Source organism: Mesonia maritima, from assembly GCF_042433895.1.
GTDB classification, from domain to species: domain Bacteria; phylum Bacteroidota; class Bacteroidia; order Flavobacteriales; family Flavobacteriaceae; genus Mesonia; species Mesonia maritima.
Genome location: NZ_JBHLUA010000007.1, coordinates 77737 through 94013, shown reverse-complemented (window position 1 = coordinate 94013; position 16277 = coordinate 77737). Strand labels below are relative to the sequence as shown.

Sequence of the window (16277 nt, the reverse complement as noted above, 5' to 3'; positions counted from 1 at the left end):
ATGAATATTGAAGAATTACGCGAATTTTGCCTTCAGAAAAAAGGAATAACTGAAGAATTTCCCTTCAACGAAACTACTTTAGTTTTTAAAGTTATGGGAAAAATGTTCTTGCTCGTTGCGCTTGATAAATGGGAAACCGGCCAACAAGCAATTAATGTGAAATGCGATCCTGAAAAAGCCATACAACTTCGCGAAGAATTTCCCGACGATATTTATGTAGGACCGTATATGAATAAAAAACATTGGAATACGGTAAAAGTAAATACTGTTTTATCTGATAAAAAAATTCAGCATTTTATAAATCACAGTTACGAATTGGTTGTCGCAAAATTGACTAAAAAGCAAAAAGAAGAATTGAAAAATATCAATTAAAAATTTAATTATTTTCTGGAAATATATTTTATGAATTCACCCCATCAAACCTATCAACAAAAACTTACCGAATATCAACAACAACTTTCACGAGTAAAGAAAAAATTATTTGCTTCTAGCATGGTGCGCTTAGCCTTATTCCTGCTGTTGGCGTTTTTGGTATATTTCTTTTTTTCGAATACAAAATTGGTAGTTGGTGTTATTTTAGGCGGAATTACACTTTTTATTTTTCTGGTTTCCAGACATAGTCAACTTCAACTGAAAAAGAAAAAAATTGAAGCGCTTTTAGAAATAAACAAAACCGAATTAGCGGTTTTAGATCGTAATTTCTATCATTTAGATAATGGCGAAGAATTTAAAAATCCGCAACACGAATTCAGTCAAGATATTGACTTATTTGGCGAACGTTCCTTTTTTCAATACCTCAACCGAACAGCTTTAAAAAGCGGAAAACAAAAACTCGCCAACCTTCTTACGGAAAATAGTATCCAGGAAATTGAAGCCAAACAAAAAGCAGTAAAAGAATTGGTGCAAAAAATCGATTTTCGTCAAGAATTTTCAGCAATCGCGAGTATCGTAAAAACCGAAACTTCTTCAAACGTTATTATTAATTGGTTACGCGATTATAAAAATTTTGTACCTAAGATTTTTCGCTGGTTTCCCATAATTTTTTCTATAATTTCTATTGCACTCATCTCGGCTTATTTTTTAGTTGATCTTTCTGGGTATTTTGTGATGGGCTGGTTTTTTGTAGGCTTGGCAATTAGCGGTTCAAAAGTTAAAAAAATGAATCAACTTTCTATTCACGTAAGTCAAACTCAAGAAACTTTTCAGCAATATCATCAATTGCTTCATTTATTGGAAAAAGAAAAATTTGAAACGGAATTATTAAAAATTCAGCAAGAAAAAATTTTAAAAGAAGGCGAAAAAGCTTCTCAATTGCTTCAAAAATTTGCTAAAATAATCGATGCACTCGACCAGCGGAATAATATGATTTTCGGCATTTTTGGCAACGGATTTTTACTCTGGGATTTGCAACAAAGTTATAAATTGGAACAATGGATCGCGCAACACAAAACTAAAGTTGAAAATTGGTTTGCCGTGATTGAATTTATAGACGCTTATAATTCGCTGGGAAATTTTGCTTTTAATCATCAACACTACAGTTTTCCAAAAATCACTTCCAATAAAAATGTAATTAAAGCTGAAGATGCTGTTCATCCGCTTATTAATCCAAAAGATGCGGTACACAATTCGTTCACTATAAATAATGAAGAATTTTTTATCATTACCGGCGCAAATATGGCTGGAAAAAGCACGTTTTTACGAACCGTGTCACTTCAAATCATGATGAGCAATGTTGGACTTCCGATTTGTGCAAAAGCTGCTGAATATTCGCCTATAAAATTAATTACCAGCATGCGAACAGTAGATTCGCTAGCCGATGAAGCTTCGTATTTTTATTCTGAATTAAGTCGTTTAAAATTTATTGTTGAAAAAATTAAAACCGATCGTTATTTTATCATTTTAGATGAAATATTAAAAGGAACCAACAGCACCGATAAAGCCATTGGCTCTCGAAAATTTATCGAAAAATTAGTTCGCTCGCATTCTACCGGAATTATTGCGACACACGATTTAAGTTTATGTGAAGTTGCCGAAGATTTCTCGGAAGTAAAAAACCATTATTTTGATGCCGAAATAATTAACGACGAACTCCATTTTGACTATAAATTTAAAGACGGAATTTGCCAAAATATGAATGCTTCTTTCTTACTCCGAAAAATGGAAATTGTGGATAATTAATTTATTTTTCAGTATTATTTAATTCAACTTCATTTAAAGAGTTTTTCAAAAAATCTGTTTTTTTAAATTCATTGGGGACTGGAGTATCGCCAGGAAAAGACTCCCATTCATACTGAACTTCAGGAGAAAAATTTCTAAGTTTCTTTATATCTGATAGACTAAGAGTATCATTTTTGAGTATTACAAAATCTCCCTTAGAACCGATTTCTTTAAAAGTATCACTCATTTTTTTACCAATCGCCAAAGAACCATGATCCATTAAATAAACATGTTCTTTAATCGTTCTGATAATTTTTTCTTCCGGTTTTTTTATTTCTTGTTTAAAATTATTCTTCTCACAAGGATAACATATTCTTTCAGCAATTAATCCTTTATTTAATTTAGAATCATAACTTTCTAAAATCACTCCCGGCAAACCGAATAATTTCCAAGGACCATAAGGATAAGAGATTTCTTTAGTGAACCAAACAATATACTTTCTCCCTCGAAAATAACCTTCAGCTTTTTGAACTTTATAGCCTAAAATCTCTTTGTGTTCTTCATAAATTTTCCAGTTAATTTCCAACCAATTATCTTTTACCACATAAGCATCGGTAATGGCTTTTGGCATTTTAAAATAAACCTCTTTAGTTTTAAAATTTCTATAAAATAACCTTCCATATTTATCGGTGGCATTAGCAGAAAAACCAGAACTTTTATGAACTCCTTTTTGCATATTCATTGCTTTTTCTGAAATATTTTCGGGCAATTTTGAACCTAAATTATAGAGACTTTCATAACTATTAAAATATAAATGATAAGGATTTTTAGAAATCTCTGAGGTTTTTTTCTCAACTTCGTTTCCATATTTACTTACTGAAACTTTATTGAATTTAGAAGAGGTATTTGTCTCTACAAGATAGATCGAAACATAGGCTTTATATTCTATTATTCCGCGGATTGTATCCTGTTGAGCGTTGCAAAATGTAATGAAAAAAAGTCCGAAGAAAAGAAGTATTTTTGAATGATGCATAACATTGAAAATAATTAACAACGTTTAAATATAATTAATTTGAATTTAAAGCACAATAAGTCTGTTGTTGCCAGCCTGAGATATTTTACTATTAAGAACTCTACGCTATTTAATTTCATTTTTATTTTTATAACGGTTTTATTTTATACTTTATTCGCTTATGATCTAGAGCGAAGCAATTTTTTAAAACTTATTTTTCTCTATTCCGGGTTATTTTTAGGAAGCTTTTTATTAATTAAAAAAAATAAAAACCGGTTTTGGTTTTTGGCAAGTTTAGCGCTTATTTTTCGATTGATTTTTATAGGAGCTATTCCAAATTTATCACAAGATTTTTACCGATTTATTTGGGATGGCAGATTAGTAGCCGAAGGAATAAATCCGTTTTTATCGACACCTAAAAATTTACTGAAGCAAAATTTTTCAGCAATTGCTCAAACACAAATTTTAGTTGATGGAATGGGAAATTTAAACGCGAGCAATTTTTCAAATTATCCGCCTGTTAGTCAATTTGTGTATGGAATTGCTGGACTTTTAGCTGAAAAATCAATACTTGGAAGTGTCGTTATTATGCGATTAATTTTAATAGCAGCAAATTTCGGAACCTTTTACTTCGGAAAAAAACTACTTGAAAAATTACAACTTCCCTCCTATCAAATTTTTTGGTTTATTCTGAATCCATTTATCATTTTAGAACTCACGGGAAATCTTCATTTTGAAGGTTTGCTTTTATTTTTTTCAGTATCTGGAATTTATTTTTTGATGCAAAAAAAGTGGATATTATCGGCTATTCTCATTGGTTTTTCAATTTCGGTTAAATTGCTACCGCTTTTACTATTGCCGCTTTTTTTCAATTATTTTAGAAAGAAATTTAAATTCGGGTTTTTAAAGTTACTTGGCTTTTATACAGTAATTTTCTTAACTGTATTTCTCACTTTTATTCCTTTTTTATCTGAAAACCTTATTCAAAATTATAGTGATTCTGTGGGTTTATGGTTTTCTAAATTTGAATTCAATGCAAGTATTTATTATATCATTCGGTGGATTGGCTTTCAAACCGTCGGATGGAATATTATTGGAACTGTCGGAAAAATTTTACCTAATTTAATTTTCTTCGGAATCTTAGGACTTACGTTTTTTAGAAAAAACTATCCTGAAAAAAATTTGTTGCAAAATATGCTTTTTGCTTTTTGTCTGTACTTTTTACTTTCAACAACTGTTCATCCGTGGTATTTAGCCACTCCTCTATTGATTTCTATATTTACGAAATTTAGGTTTCTACTGATTTGGTCTTTTGTAGTTGTATTGAGCTATTCGGCTTACGCTAATTTACATTTTGAAGAGAATCTTTATTTAGTAGCTTTAGAATATATATTGGTTGCTAGTTTTTTCTGTTATGAATTATTCTACAAAAAGCGTAATTTGATCGATTGATCTTGCACAAGGGATAGCAGCGGCATCCTTTTTAAAATTTCTGATAAGAATTTTAAAAAGATATAGCGGATAGCCCGACCCGAAAGGGTTGTGCCCAAATTAATTTTTATTTTCTTTAATACCGATGTAAATATTACGGATATAAATAATTGAACCGCCGGCGTGAGAAGCAAATAAAACCGGATCTTCGCGCATTACAGCATAATAAATTAAAATTGCTGAACCGGCTAAACTGATATTCCAAAAAGTTACAGGAAGTTCAGATTTATGCTTTTTTTCGGCATAAACCCACTGATAAATAAAGCGTCCGGTGTACAAAATCTGCCCGAAAACGCCAATAAGCATTAACCAGGTTGCAACGCCATTTCCATCATGTTGTGAAAAAAGTAATCCAAAATCTATAGTTGACCATTGCCACGCATAAATAGCGGCAAAAATTGGAAAACCAATAACAATGAGTTTAAAAATGAATGACGTGGGTTTCCATTCGTTTTGCAATTGTAAATTCCGAATAAAAACATAATAAATGATAGCTTGCCCAAGCATTATTGAAAAATCTTCGCGCAAATACCCGTAAATAAAGAAAATAATTGCCGCAATGAGGCTGAGTTTCCAAAAAATCACGGGCGTTTTAAGTTCGTGTGCTTTTTCTGACTTAAACCATTGAATAATTATTCGGGAAGCGAAAATAAATTGGGCTATAAAACCGATGGCGTAAATCGTCCACTCACTCATACATATTTCTTAATAAACCGCAATAAAGCAAAACTTTTGTCGGTAAGCTTTCTTTTTACAAAAGCTTATGATTTACGAACTTTTTTAAGGCTATAAACGTCTTTTCGTCGATCTTTTAAATTTCTTACACTACCAAATGAATGTAATTCTCGTAATAAATCGATATCTACATCGGTTACTAAAATCATTTCGGTATTTGGTGTAGCTTCAGCTTTTATTCCGTTAGAAGGAAACGCAAAATCGCAAGGCGTAAAAACTGCAGATTGCGCATATTGAATATCCATATTATGAACCTTAGGAATATTCCCAACACTTCCCGCAATGGCAACATAACATTCGTTTTCTACCGCTCTGGCTTGCGCACAAAGGCGAACACGAGAATAGCCATTTTGCGTATCGGTTAAAAATGGAACAAATAAAATATCCATTCCTTCTTCGGCTAATAATCTGGAAAGCTCAGGGAATTCTACATCGTAACAGATAAGAATTCCTATTTTTCCGCAATCGGTATCGAAGGTTTTAATTTCGTGACCGGTTTGCATTCCCCAAATTCTGGCTTCATCTGGCGTGACGTGAACTTTTTCATAACGTTCTAAACTTCCGTCACGTTTGCAGAGGTAACCGACATTATACAATTTCCCATCAATCATTTCCGGCATGCTTCCAGAAATAATATTGATGTTATACGAAATTGAAAGCTCTTTTAATCGTTCAATAACGGGTGCTGTAAATTTCGCTAATTCACGAATGGCATCTGGTTCTGATAAATGATTGAATTCTGCCATTAACGGAGCATTGAAAAACTCTGGAAAAAGTGCAAAATCTGAACGATAACCCGCAACCGTATCTACAAAATATTCGGCTTGCTGCATAAGATCTTCCATGCCGTTATACGGACGCATTTGCCATTGAATTAAACCTAAACGTACTACACTTTTATTTGCTGAAGGTTTTTTGGTGGGTTTGGTATAATACACATTATCCCATTCCATTAAAACCGCATATTCGCGTGAAGCTTCATCACCTTCTAGGTAACCGCTTAAAATTCGTACCGGATGAAAATCGTTTGAAAGTTGAAAATTCAACACCGGATCGTGTATTTCTTTGGTTTTTACTTTATCGATGTATTGTTTTGGGGTTAATTCTTTTGAGAATTTATGATAATTCGGAATTCTTCCACCAAACACAATCCCTTTTAAATTTAGGTTTTCACAAACCTCTTTTCGGTAATCGTAAAGTCTTCTCCCTAATCGTAAACCGCGATAATCGGGTTTTATAAAAACATCAATTCCGTACAACGTATCGCCATTTTCGTTATGGACTTTAAAATTATCATCACCCACAATATCTTGATAAGTGTGATTATCATCAATTTCATCAAAATTTACGATCATGGATAAAGCACAACCGGCAATATCACCGTTCACTTTTATTACAATTTGTCCTTCAGGAAACAGCGCAATTAATTTACCGATTTCATCTAATTTCCAATATGAATTAGGAAAACCACCATAAGCAGAAACCGTAGCTTCTTTCAATTCTTCAAAATCTTCAATAGTTAGATATTTGAGTTCAATATTTTCAATTTTGTCCATTACTATTTGAGTACATTATTATTCATCAAATGTAGTAGAATATTTTTTTTGAATATAAAAATTAACAGATATATGAAGAATGTTTAAACAAATAACGTTTTATGAATAAGTAATTAGCTTATTTTTTTATATTTAATTGATTTTTAAGATTTAAAATGAAAAATTATGAAAAAAAACTACGCATTTTTAATGCTATTCTTTCTTTATAGCATTTTAATTCAATCACAAACTTCTATTGATTTTGATTCGTTTACTTTGGGTGATGTTAGTCCTCAATCTTCAATAATTGAAAAATGGCCGGATCCTACAGCTAATCCGACCGACGCCCAAGTTTCTGATGATTATTCAAACTCAGCTCCAAATTCTTTATTAATACGTCCACAAACAGGTGGAATTGAAGATGACATTCTTATTAATCTAGGAAATAAAAATCTCGGGGTTTGGGAAATTAAATTTATGATGTATGTTCCGACAGGACATAATGGATATTTTAATATTCAAGAATACGAAAGTATAGACCCTACTTCACAATGGAACGGTGAATTTTATGTGGGATCCACAACTTCTGGTGGAAGCGCAGGTGTGGTTAGTCATAATAATTTATCAGGAACCGCAAGCTTTCCCCACGACACCTGGTTTGAGATAATACTAACGGTTGACTTAGATAATCAAGAAATAACTGCAACAATAGATAATAATATGATGCTAAACGCAGCTCCCTATCAAGACAATAATGGTAATACATCTTTTCAGGTAGGAGGAGTCGATTTTTATTCATCTGATGCAAATACAAAATTTTATATTGATGATTTTGAGTTTTACGAGACTTGTATTGAACCTACAATATCCGGTGTAAGCACTCCTCCCGAAATCTGTCCAGGTAATTCTGTTGTACTTTCAGTAGCAACAAATGGAGAAGAAATTAATTGGTATGATCAACCAACTGGAGGGACCATAATAGGTTCGGGAATGACATTTACTACTCCACCATTAAATCAACCAACTAGTTTTTGGATTGAATCTAGAAATACTACTGGTACTGGTTTAACTTGTAGTCCAGCCAGAACTGAAGTAGCTATTAATGTAATTGAAGAAGATTTACCCGTTGGGGAAGAAAATCAAGATTTTGAACCTGGTGAAAAAATTTCAGACTTAGAGGTTACAGGAGATAATTTAACTTGGTATAATGATGATGAATTAACTAATAAAATTCCTGTTTATACCAATCTAGTCGATGGGAAAACTTATTATGTCACACAAACCGGATCTAATTCTGGTTGCGAGAGTAAAGCACTTGCTATAACCGTAGAGGAAACATTATCATTAAATGATAAAAAAGATATTCAAATTTCTTTTTATCCAAACCCAGTACAAAATAGTTTGAATATAGAAATTAATAATGGGAATAATTATAATGCAGTTATATTAAATTTTGAAGGAAAAGAAGTAATATCTAAAAATAATTTAATAAAAAATTCTAGAATAGATATTTCAGGTTTAACATCTGGAATTTATTTTATGAAAATATATTTGAACCAAAACTCCAAAGTATTTAAAGTGATAAAAAATTAGATTTTCTGTTACATAAAAAGGCTTATGAAATATTTCATAAGCCTTTTTTTTAATTTAATTAGTTTTAAATTAATTTACATACCTAATAAATAAGCGAAAATTAGTGGAGCTACAATTGTAGCGTCACTTTCAATAATAAATTTTGGCGTATCTATATCTAGTTTTCCCCAAGTAATTTTCTCGTTGGGAACTGCTCCAGAATACGAACCATAACTCGTGGTAGAATCTGAAATCTGACAGAAATAGTTCCAGAATGGCGTATCGGTACGTTCCATATCTTGGTATAACATAGGTACCACACAAATAGGGAAATCTCCTGCAATTCCACCCCCGATTTGGAAGAAACCAATTCCGTTTTTAGAATTATCGGTGTACCAATCGGCTAGAAAAGTCATGTATTCAATACCCGATTTCATAGTGCTGGCTTTTAATTCGCCTTTCATTACGTAACTGGCAAAAATATTTCCCATCGTACTGTCTTCCCAACCGGGAACGACAATCGGTAAGTTTTTTTCTGCGGCAGCGTACATCCAAGAATCTTTTAAATCAATCTCATAATATTCTTCTAAAACACAACTTAATAGCAATTTATACATAAATTCGTGTGGAAAATAACGTTCGCCATTTGCTTCAGCGTCTTTCCAAATTTTTACGATATGTTTTTGCAATCTTCTAAATGCTTCTTCTTCAGGAATGCACGTATCAGTTACTCGATTTAGCCCTTTCTCTAATAATTCCCATTCTTCTTTTGGCGTTAAATCTCGGTAATTCGGTACACGTTTGTAATGTGAATGTGCTACCAAATTCATAATATCTTCTTCTAAATTCGCTCCTGTACACGAAACAATATGGACTTTATCTTGACGAATCATTTCAGCGAAAATCTTACCGAGTTCTGCTGTACTCATTGCGCCAGCTAAAGAAACAAGCATTTTTGAACCACCTTCGAGTTGTTTTTCGTAAGCTTTTGCAGCATCCACTACAGATGCAGCATTAAAGTGTAAATAATATTTTTCTATGAATGATGAAATTGCTCCTTTATTCATGATTATTTTAATTTTTATGGTAAATGAAAAATGTTAACGAAAATTATTCTTCGTCATCTTCTTCATTATAATTTTCGTATTTAAATTTATAGCTCAACATTTTGTAGTATAATTTTGCCGCTAAAAAATCTGAAGATTTTTCATTTTTATTCGGGCATAATTCTACGATGTCAAAACCAACAACATTTTTTTTCTTGAAGATCATTTTCAAGAAATCTAGGGTTTCGTACCAAAATAATCCGCCTGGTTCCGGGGTTCCGGTTGAAGGCAAAATAGAAGGATCGAAAGCATCTAAATCGATGGTTAAAAAAACGTTTGGCGTCATTTGGCCAATTGCATCGTCCATCCAATCTTCATATAAATCGTGAGCAAAATATACTTGATTTTCATCCATATATTCTAATTCTTCAGCATCCATAGAACGAATTCCTACTTGTAACAAGTTGGTAGTTTTACTGGCTTCATGAACGGCGCAAGCGTGATTACAACTGGAACTTTCATATTCTTTTCTTAAATCGGCGTGGGCATCGATTTGCACCACGGTTAAATCTTCAAAAGATTCTTGAAAAGCGCGAATAGTTCCGATAGAAATAGAATGTTCTCCTCCAAAAATTGTAACGAATTTTTCTTGTTTAATGTAATTTTTGGTGGTTTTATGAACGGTTTCTACCATTTTTTCAGGCGAAGAATTTTCTGTTACCGGCGGTGCTAGATAAATTCCTTTTTTATAAACTTCAGAACGCGTTTCAATATCATAAAGTTCCATGTTTTCTGAAGCTTCTAAAAAAGCTTCAGGGCCTTTATCGGCTCCTTTTTGCCACGTGCTTGTTCCATCGTAAGGAACAGGAATTAACACCACTTTTGCTTCGTCTAAACGCGCGTATTTATCTGGAATACCCGCGTAGTTTTTTTTAGTTGTCATTGTAACCTAGAATTTTAAGTAAGTCTTCACTTTTTTGTTGTTCACTAAATAATGTTGTGGAAAGATTTCCGTCTTTATCTTTTTGAATTAAGATATGTTTAGGCGATGGAATTAAGCAATGTTGCAAACCTCCAAAACCGCCAATGGTTTCTTGATATGCTCCTGTATTGAAAAACCCTATGTAAAGCGGTTTTTCCTTTTTAAATTTCGGTAAATAAATAGCGTTCATATTTTGTTCGCTATTGTAATAATCGTCACTATCACAGGTTAAACCGCCGAGCAAAACGCGTTCGTATTCATCATTCCAACGGTTTACCGCCAACATAATAAAGCGTTTATTGATTGCCCAAGTGTCTGGTAAAGTAGTGATAAATGAAGAATTAATCATATTCCATTTTTCGCGATCGTTTTGTTGTTTTTGGTATAAAACTTCATAAATCGCACCGCCACTTTCGCCTACGGTAAAACTTCCGAATTCCGTAAAAATATGTGGAACGGGAACTTCGGCTTCCGCGCAAGCGATATTAATTTGATTGATAATTTCATCGACCATATATTGGTAATCATAATCGAATTGAAGCGAGTTTTTTATTGGGAAACCGCCGCCGATATTCAAGCTATCTAAACTTGGGCAGATTTTCTTTAACCGAATATAAACTTTTAAACATTTTAATAATTCGTTCCAATAATAAGCATTATCACGAATTCCGGTATTAATGAAAAAGTGAAGCATTTTTAGTTCAACTTTATCATTATTTTTAATTTGTTCTTCGTAAAACGGAACAATATTTTTGTAACCAATACCTAACCTTGAGGTATAAAATTCAAATTTAGGTTCTTCTTCAGAAGCAATTCTGATTCCGATTTTAAAATCGTCTTTTATTTCTTCGGTAAGTAAATCGATTTCTTCGTAATTATCAATAATCGGAATACAATTTTGGTGTCCGTTATTAATTAATCTTCCAATATTGGTAATATATTGCTCGCGTTTAAAACCGTTGCAAATAACATAAGTGTCTTTATTTATTTTGCCTTTTTTCTTCATTCGCTCTACAATATCAATATCGAATGCAGAGGAAGTTTCAATATGAATATCGTTAGAAAGTGCTTCTTCTAAAACATGCTGAAAATGCGAACTTTTTGTGCAATAACAATAATTGTAATTTCCTTTATAATCATGTTTTTCAATCGCTTCAGCAAACCATTTTTTTGCTTTTTGAATGTTCGAAGAAATTTTAGGTAAATAGGTGAATTTTAACGGAGCTCCATATTTTTCTACGAGTTCCATTAAATCAATATCATGAAATTTTAAATTTTCACCGTCTAGTTTAAATTCTTCTTGTGGAAAATAATAGGTTTGATCGATTAGATCTATATATTTTGTGTTCATGAAAGTTTCTTAAAATAAATTACTGTTAAGTTAATCTTTTGTAAGATATAAAAAGATGAATAAAAGTATCTTAAATTAACGCAAAATCTGTTTTTTGATAATAGGCTGAAAAGATATAATTAGCAAAATGTTCGGTCGAGACAAACCCGAAGATAGCGGTCACCACTTTAAATGAAGCGTTGAAGCTTTTACTTTTAAAAAATTCTGAAAGAAAAATAGTTTTCAATTTAACTAATGAAATTTTGAACAAATAAATACTATTTCATGTTCTTGTGGAAGAGCAAAACTGTTAAATTTCTGCATAAAAAAACCCAGCCATTTTTGACCGGGTTTTTCTTTATTTTCTCAATTAAAAAGGGATTAATTACCTCGGGTAAATCCTATAAATCATTCTACTGAAAAGATTTACCATTTGAGGCAAGCCTCGAATCATTTACCATTTGGCGGTGCCAATTAAATCATTCCTAAATTAATAACTTCTTGCTTAGTTAAATGTCTAAATCTGCCTTTTGGTAAATCTTTTTTGGTTAAACCGCCATAAACTACACGATCTAATTTTACAATATCGTAGCCTAATTTTTTAAACAAACGTTGCACCACGTGCGGTTTTGTGCTTTTCAATTCTAAACCAACTTGACGCTTCGGCTGATTTTCTACATAACTAATATCATCTACCAGAACTTTCCCGTCTTCTAATAGAATAGCGCTTTCACGAATTTTTTCTAAATCTTCCTGAGCGAGATTTTTATTCAGTTCTACGTGATAAATTTGACGGATTAACTTTTTTGAATTTCCTAAATTTTTGGCTAAGGTTCCATCGTTAGTAAACAACAACAAACCTGTTGTGCTAGTATCTAATTTCCCGATTGGATCTAATTTTGCATTCGACGCGTTGGCAATTAAATCCATCACGGTTCTATTGTTTTTTTCTAAACTTCCGGTTACAAAAAATCCGCTAGGTTTATTCAATAAAACATATTCTTTCTTTTCTGGTGTAATTCTACGACCATCAAATTTCACCTCATCAGTAAGTTTTACTTTATATCCCATTTCGGTAATTACTTCGCCATTTACGCGAACATTTCCAGCGGTAATGTAAATATCAGCATCACGTCTAGAGCAAATTCCTGAATTCGCAATATATTTATTAAGGCGCATTCCAGCTTCCGGATCTTTCACTTGCTTATCTACAGCAGCTTTTTTTGGAGCGTCGGTATTTCGCTTCGCGGAAGATTTTCCTTTATTCTTCATATTTCCTTTTCCTTTATTCCGTGGATTTGCCATAACGTATATTTTTTGCAAAGGTACAGTTTTAATAAATCAATTATGAAGTATGAATAAGGAATATTTATAAGATTGAATTTAAAAGATTCGGTTGATAACCACATTAATATCGATAAGCAAAATACTGAAAACGCCTAACACAATTACCAATTTCAGCAAATTATGTAATAAAGTGTACTGAAGTTTCGATTGTGATTTCCACAGAAAAAATAGAAAAGCGATAAGCAATAAAAAACTGAGGATAAAATAATAATACATATATCCTAAATTGAAATCATTCAGCAGTAAAATTATTGTCGGAATAAGCGTAAGTAATACTAATAGTGAAGCTATTTTTTTGGTAAACTTCACCCCGTACACTACCGGAATGGTATGATAATTTTGGGTAAAATCGCCTTTTAAATTTTCTAAATCTTTCACCAATTCGCGAATAGAGATAATAAGGAACAAAAATGTAGCGTGAATAAAAATGACCGCATTAAAATTATGGTAATAAATAAATACCGCAAAAAAAGGTGTAACCGCCAGAATTGAAGCCGTTAAATTCCCAATAAATGGATATTTTTTTAGTTTATGCGAATAAAACCAAAGAAAAAAAACGAAAACCGAAAAGAAAACCACGGCTTTAAACGAAATATAACTTGCCAAAATTACTGCCAAAAAATTGAGTATAAAATAGCAAACCAATTTTGTTTTTTGGCTAACGTAATTATCGATTAAGGTTTTTCGCGGGCGGTTAATTAAATCTTTTTCAGCATCGTAAAAATTATTAATTAAATATCCGGAAGCAATAGCTAATGCGGAAGCCAACACAATTACAAATAAATTAGGATCGAATAAAACCTGCGGAAGTGATTTTTCTGGTGCGAGAATAAAAATCGCTGTCAAATATTGCGCGATGGCAATAACCAGAATATTATAACCTCGAATAACAGAGAACAAACTCGCGAGTTTATACAACAAAAGTTTGTTCTTTCGTGAAAGCATGGTATTTCTAAACTTACGTATTCACTAAAAGTTGTAAACTACTTCTAATTTATAATTTTTGAGTGCTTTTTGCGCTTTGGCTAAATCTTCAGTAAATCCTAAAATATAACCGCCTCCGCCAGAACCGCAAAGTTTTAAATAATAAGCGTTTGACTCGATTCCTTCTTTCCAAAGTTTATGAAATTGCTTTGGAATCATCGGTTTAAAATTATCGAGTACAACGTGCGAAAGTTCTTTTATATTGCTGAATAAAGATTTTACATCACCTTTTAAGAAATCTTCTACGCAAGCATCGGTACGTTTTACAAACTTATCTTTTAGCATTTTTCTGAAGCCTTCTTGCTTCATATTTTCCATAAAGATATTTACCATTGGCGCAGTTTCGCCAACCGTTCCGCTGTCTAGTAAAAAAACGGCTCCTTTCCCACTTTTAGTTTGCGAAGGAATTCCTGCAGCTTCAATATTATCTTTAGAATTAATAAGAATTGGTAAGCTTAAATAACTGTTTAGCGGATCTAAACCAGAAGATTTTCCGTGAAAAAAAGATTCCATTTCACCAAAAATCGCTTTCAATTTTAAAAGTTTTTCACGACTTAAATTTTCTAAAACCGTTATTTTATTGGTCGCATATTTATCGTAAATAGCTGCAACTAAAGCACCGCTACTTCCTACGCCATAACCTTGCGGAATGCTACTATCAAAATACATTCCGGCATCAATATCTTCTTGCAAACTCTTTAAATCAAACGAAACAAGTTTAGGTTGTTGCTTTTCAAGTTCAGCTAAATATTCAGCAAAACGTTGCAAATTCACATTCGATTGGTGTTGCTTTTCGGTATGCGCTTTATCTACTTTTAAAGCGCCGTTGTAAAAATTATAAGGGATTGATAAACCTTTAGAATCTTTAATAATTCCGTATTCACCGAATAATAAGATTTTAGAATAAAAAAGTGGTCCTTTCATAAGCTTAGGTTTAAGATCGGTCAAAAATTTGTTTAGCTCCTGAACCAACCTTATCACAAATATACTGTTCATTTTGACAATGTGCAACCAACTGACTCTTAATGAAATCTAAAACTTTAGTTTTCTCATTTTCAGGATATAATAAATGTACGTTTGCACCAGCGTCTAAGGTAAAACAAAGTTTAGAATTCGTGTCTGCGCGATAATTCCAAATTTTATTGATAATTTCTAAGGTATTAGGTTTCATTAAAATGAAATAAGGATTGCTGGACATCATCATCGCGTGCAAGGTTAGCGATTCACTTTCTACAAGTTTAATAAATTTCTCGAGATTTCCTTCTTTTAAAATTTTAATTAAGGTTGAAATATTTTCTTGCGCTTGTTTAAAACGCTGTTCGGCAAACGGATGATTATGCATTAAATTATGACCAACCGAACTACTGACTTTCTTTTCGCCTTTATCGACTAAAAGAATGGTGTCTTGATAAGTTGCAAACTTTTCGTGAATTTCTGAATCTAAAACGCTTCCGAATAAATTACTACTATTCTGAATTTTCTTGTGTTCGCCCCAAAGTACCAACGGACCTTCGATACTTCTCGCTGCACTTCCTGAACCTAATCGGGCTAAAAATGAGGCTTTTCTTCGGAAAAATTCTTCATCTAAATCTGTCGCTTCTTTTTCGATAGATAACAAGCATAAAGCTAAAGCGCTCATTCCACTTGCTGAAGATGCAATTCCACTACTGTGGGGAAAAGAATTTTCAGTATGAATTTCAAATTCAAATTCTTTTAGAAACGGGACATATTTTTCTATACGTTGAAAAAAAGTCTTGATTTTCGGTTCGAAATTTTCGGCACGTTTTCCGTCTAAAAAAACTTTAAAATCGAATTTATTTTTTTCCTTTTTCTCTTTATAAATTAAAGTTGTAGTCGTTACGCAATTATTCAGTGTAAAACTTAACGAGGTGTTTTTTGGAAGTTGCTCGCCATATTTTCCCCAATATTTTACTAACGCAATATTGCTAGGCGATTGCCAAGTTACTTTTCCTTTAGAAGGTGTTTTTATAGGTTGCTTCGGAATAAAATCAGCTAGCGTCATTTCAAAAATTTGTGCAAATATAATGCAATCATATAAAGCGGTAGTTGTAGAAATTAATAAAAT

14 protein-coding genes are annotated in these 16277 nt (G+C 32.3%); 4 read left to right on the top strand and 10 right to left on the bottom strand.

Going from position 1 to position 16277, the window contains the following annotated elements; translation table 11 throughout:
• Both ACFFGL_RS05920 and ACFFGL_RS05915 read left to right on the top strand, forming a co-directional pair.
• Positions 1-372, top strand: coding sequence for an MmcQ/YjbR family DNA-binding protein (locus tag ACFFGL_RS05920; RefSeq protein WP_309727440.1), 372 nt, complete (start codon positions 1-3; stop codon positions 370-372).
• Positions 373-402: 30 nt separating this feature from the next.
• A complete protein-coding gene (locus ACFFGL_RS05915; protein WP_309727441.1) occupies positions 403-2178 on the top strand; it encodes a MutS-related protein in 1776 nt (591 codons plus the stop codon).
• Between the two features lies 1 nt (position 2179).
• Here the strand turns inward: ACFFGL_RS05915 and ACFFGL_RS05910 are convergent, their stop codons facing one another.
• Positions 2180-3190 carry a GLPGLI family protein gene (locus ACFFGL_RS05910; RefSeq protein ID WP_309727442.1) on the bottom strand — a complete coding sequence of 337 codons (1011 nt, stop codon included), beginning with the start codon at positions 3188-3190 and terminating at the stop codon, positions 2180-2182.
• Positions 3191-3454: 264 nt separating this feature from the next.
• On the opposite strand from ACFFGL_RS05910, the gene mptB reads away from it, so the two are divergent.
• A complete protein-coding gene (gene mptB, locus ACFFGL_RS05905) occupies positions 3455-4621 on the top strand; it encodes a polyprenol phosphomannose-dependent alpha 1,6 mannosyltransferase MptB (protein ID WP_309727443.1) in 1167 nt (388 codons plus the stop codon).
• 99 nt (positions 4622-4720) lie between these two features.
• On the opposite strand, the gene ACFFGL_RS05900 is transcribed toward mptB, so the two are convergent.
• Both ACFFGL_RS05900 and ACFFGL_RS05895 read right to left on the bottom strand, forming a co-directional pair.
• On the bottom strand, positions 4721-5356 hold the full coding sequence (locus ACFFGL_RS05900; RefSeq protein ID WP_309727444.1) for a lipid-A-disaccharide synthase N-terminal domain-containing protein: 636 nt from the start codon (positions 5354-5356) through the stop codon (positions 4721-4723).
• Positions 5357-5421: 65 nt separating this feature from the next.
• Positions 5422-6951 carry a carbon-nitrogen hydrolase family protein gene (locus ACFFGL_RS05895; RefSeq protein ID WP_309727445.1) on the bottom strand — a complete coding sequence of 510 codons (1530 nt, stop codon included), beginning with the start codon at positions 6949-6951 and terminating at the stop codon, positions 5422-5424.
• Positions 6952-7140: 189 nt separating this feature from the next.
• On the opposite strand from ACFFGL_RS05895, the gene ACFFGL_RS05890 reads away from it, so the two are divergent.
• A complete protein-coding gene (locus ACFFGL_RS05890; RefSeq protein WP_378928101.1) occupies positions 7141-8523 on the top strand; it encodes an Ig-like domain-containing protein in 1383 nt (460 codons plus the stop codon).
• 74 nt (positions 8524-8597) lie between these two features.
• Here ACFFGL_RS05890 and ACFFGL_RS05885 read toward each other — a convergent pair whose 3' ends face one another.
• The 7 genes from ACFFGL_RS05885 to ACFFGL_RS05855 form a co-directional block, all read right to left on the bottom strand.
• The gene (locus tag ACFFGL_RS05885) at positions 8598-9569 is read right to left on the bottom strand and encodes a deoxyhypusine synthase family protein (protein ID WP_309727447.1); all 972 of its coding nucleotides are present in this window, start codon (positions 9567-9569) and stop codon (positions 8598-8600) included.
• A 43-nt stretch (positions 9570-9612) separates the two neighbouring features.
• Positions 9613-10491 (bottom strand): agmatinase, encoded by an 879-nt coding sequence (speB, locus tag ACFFGL_RS05880; RefSeq protein WP_309727448.1) that lies wholly within the window; start codon positions 10489-10491, stop codon positions 9613-9615.
• A complete protein-coding gene (locus ACFFGL_RS05875) occupies positions 10481-11881 on the bottom strand; it encodes an arginine decarboxylase (protein ID WP_309727449.1) in 1401 nt (466 codons plus the stop codon). The genes speB and ACFFGL_RS05875 overlap by 11 nt, the downstream gene beginning before the upstream one ends.
• Before the next feature lie 453 nt (positions 11882-12334).
• A complete protein-coding gene (locus ACFFGL_RS05870) occupies positions 12335-13165 on the bottom strand; it encodes a pseudouridine synthase (protein ID WP_309727450.1) in 831 nt (276 codons plus the stop codon).
• A gap of 78 nt (positions 13166-13243) precedes the next feature.
• The gene (locus ACFFGL_RS05865; protein WP_309727451.1) at positions 13244-14152 is read right to left on the bottom strand and encodes a geranylgeranylglycerol-phosphate geranylgeranyltransferase; all 909 of its coding nucleotides are present in this window, start codon (positions 14150-14152) and stop codon (positions 13244-13246) included.
• Between the two features lie 24 nt (positions 14153-14176).
• Positions 14177-15115, bottom strand: coding sequence for a mevalonate kinase family protein (locus ACFFGL_RS05860; protein WP_309727452.1), 939 nt, complete (start codon positions 15113-15115; stop codon positions 14177-14179).
• Between the two features lie 10 nt (positions 15116-15125).
• Positions 15126-16214 carry a diphosphomevalonate/mevalonate 3,5-bisphosphate decarboxylase family protein gene (locus tag ACFFGL_RS05855; protein ID WP_309727453.1) on the bottom strand — a complete coding sequence of 363 codons (1089 nt, stop codon included), beginning with the start codon at positions 16212-16214 and terminating at the stop codon, positions 15126-15128.
• Between the last annotated feature and the right edge of the window lie 63 nt (positions 16215-16277).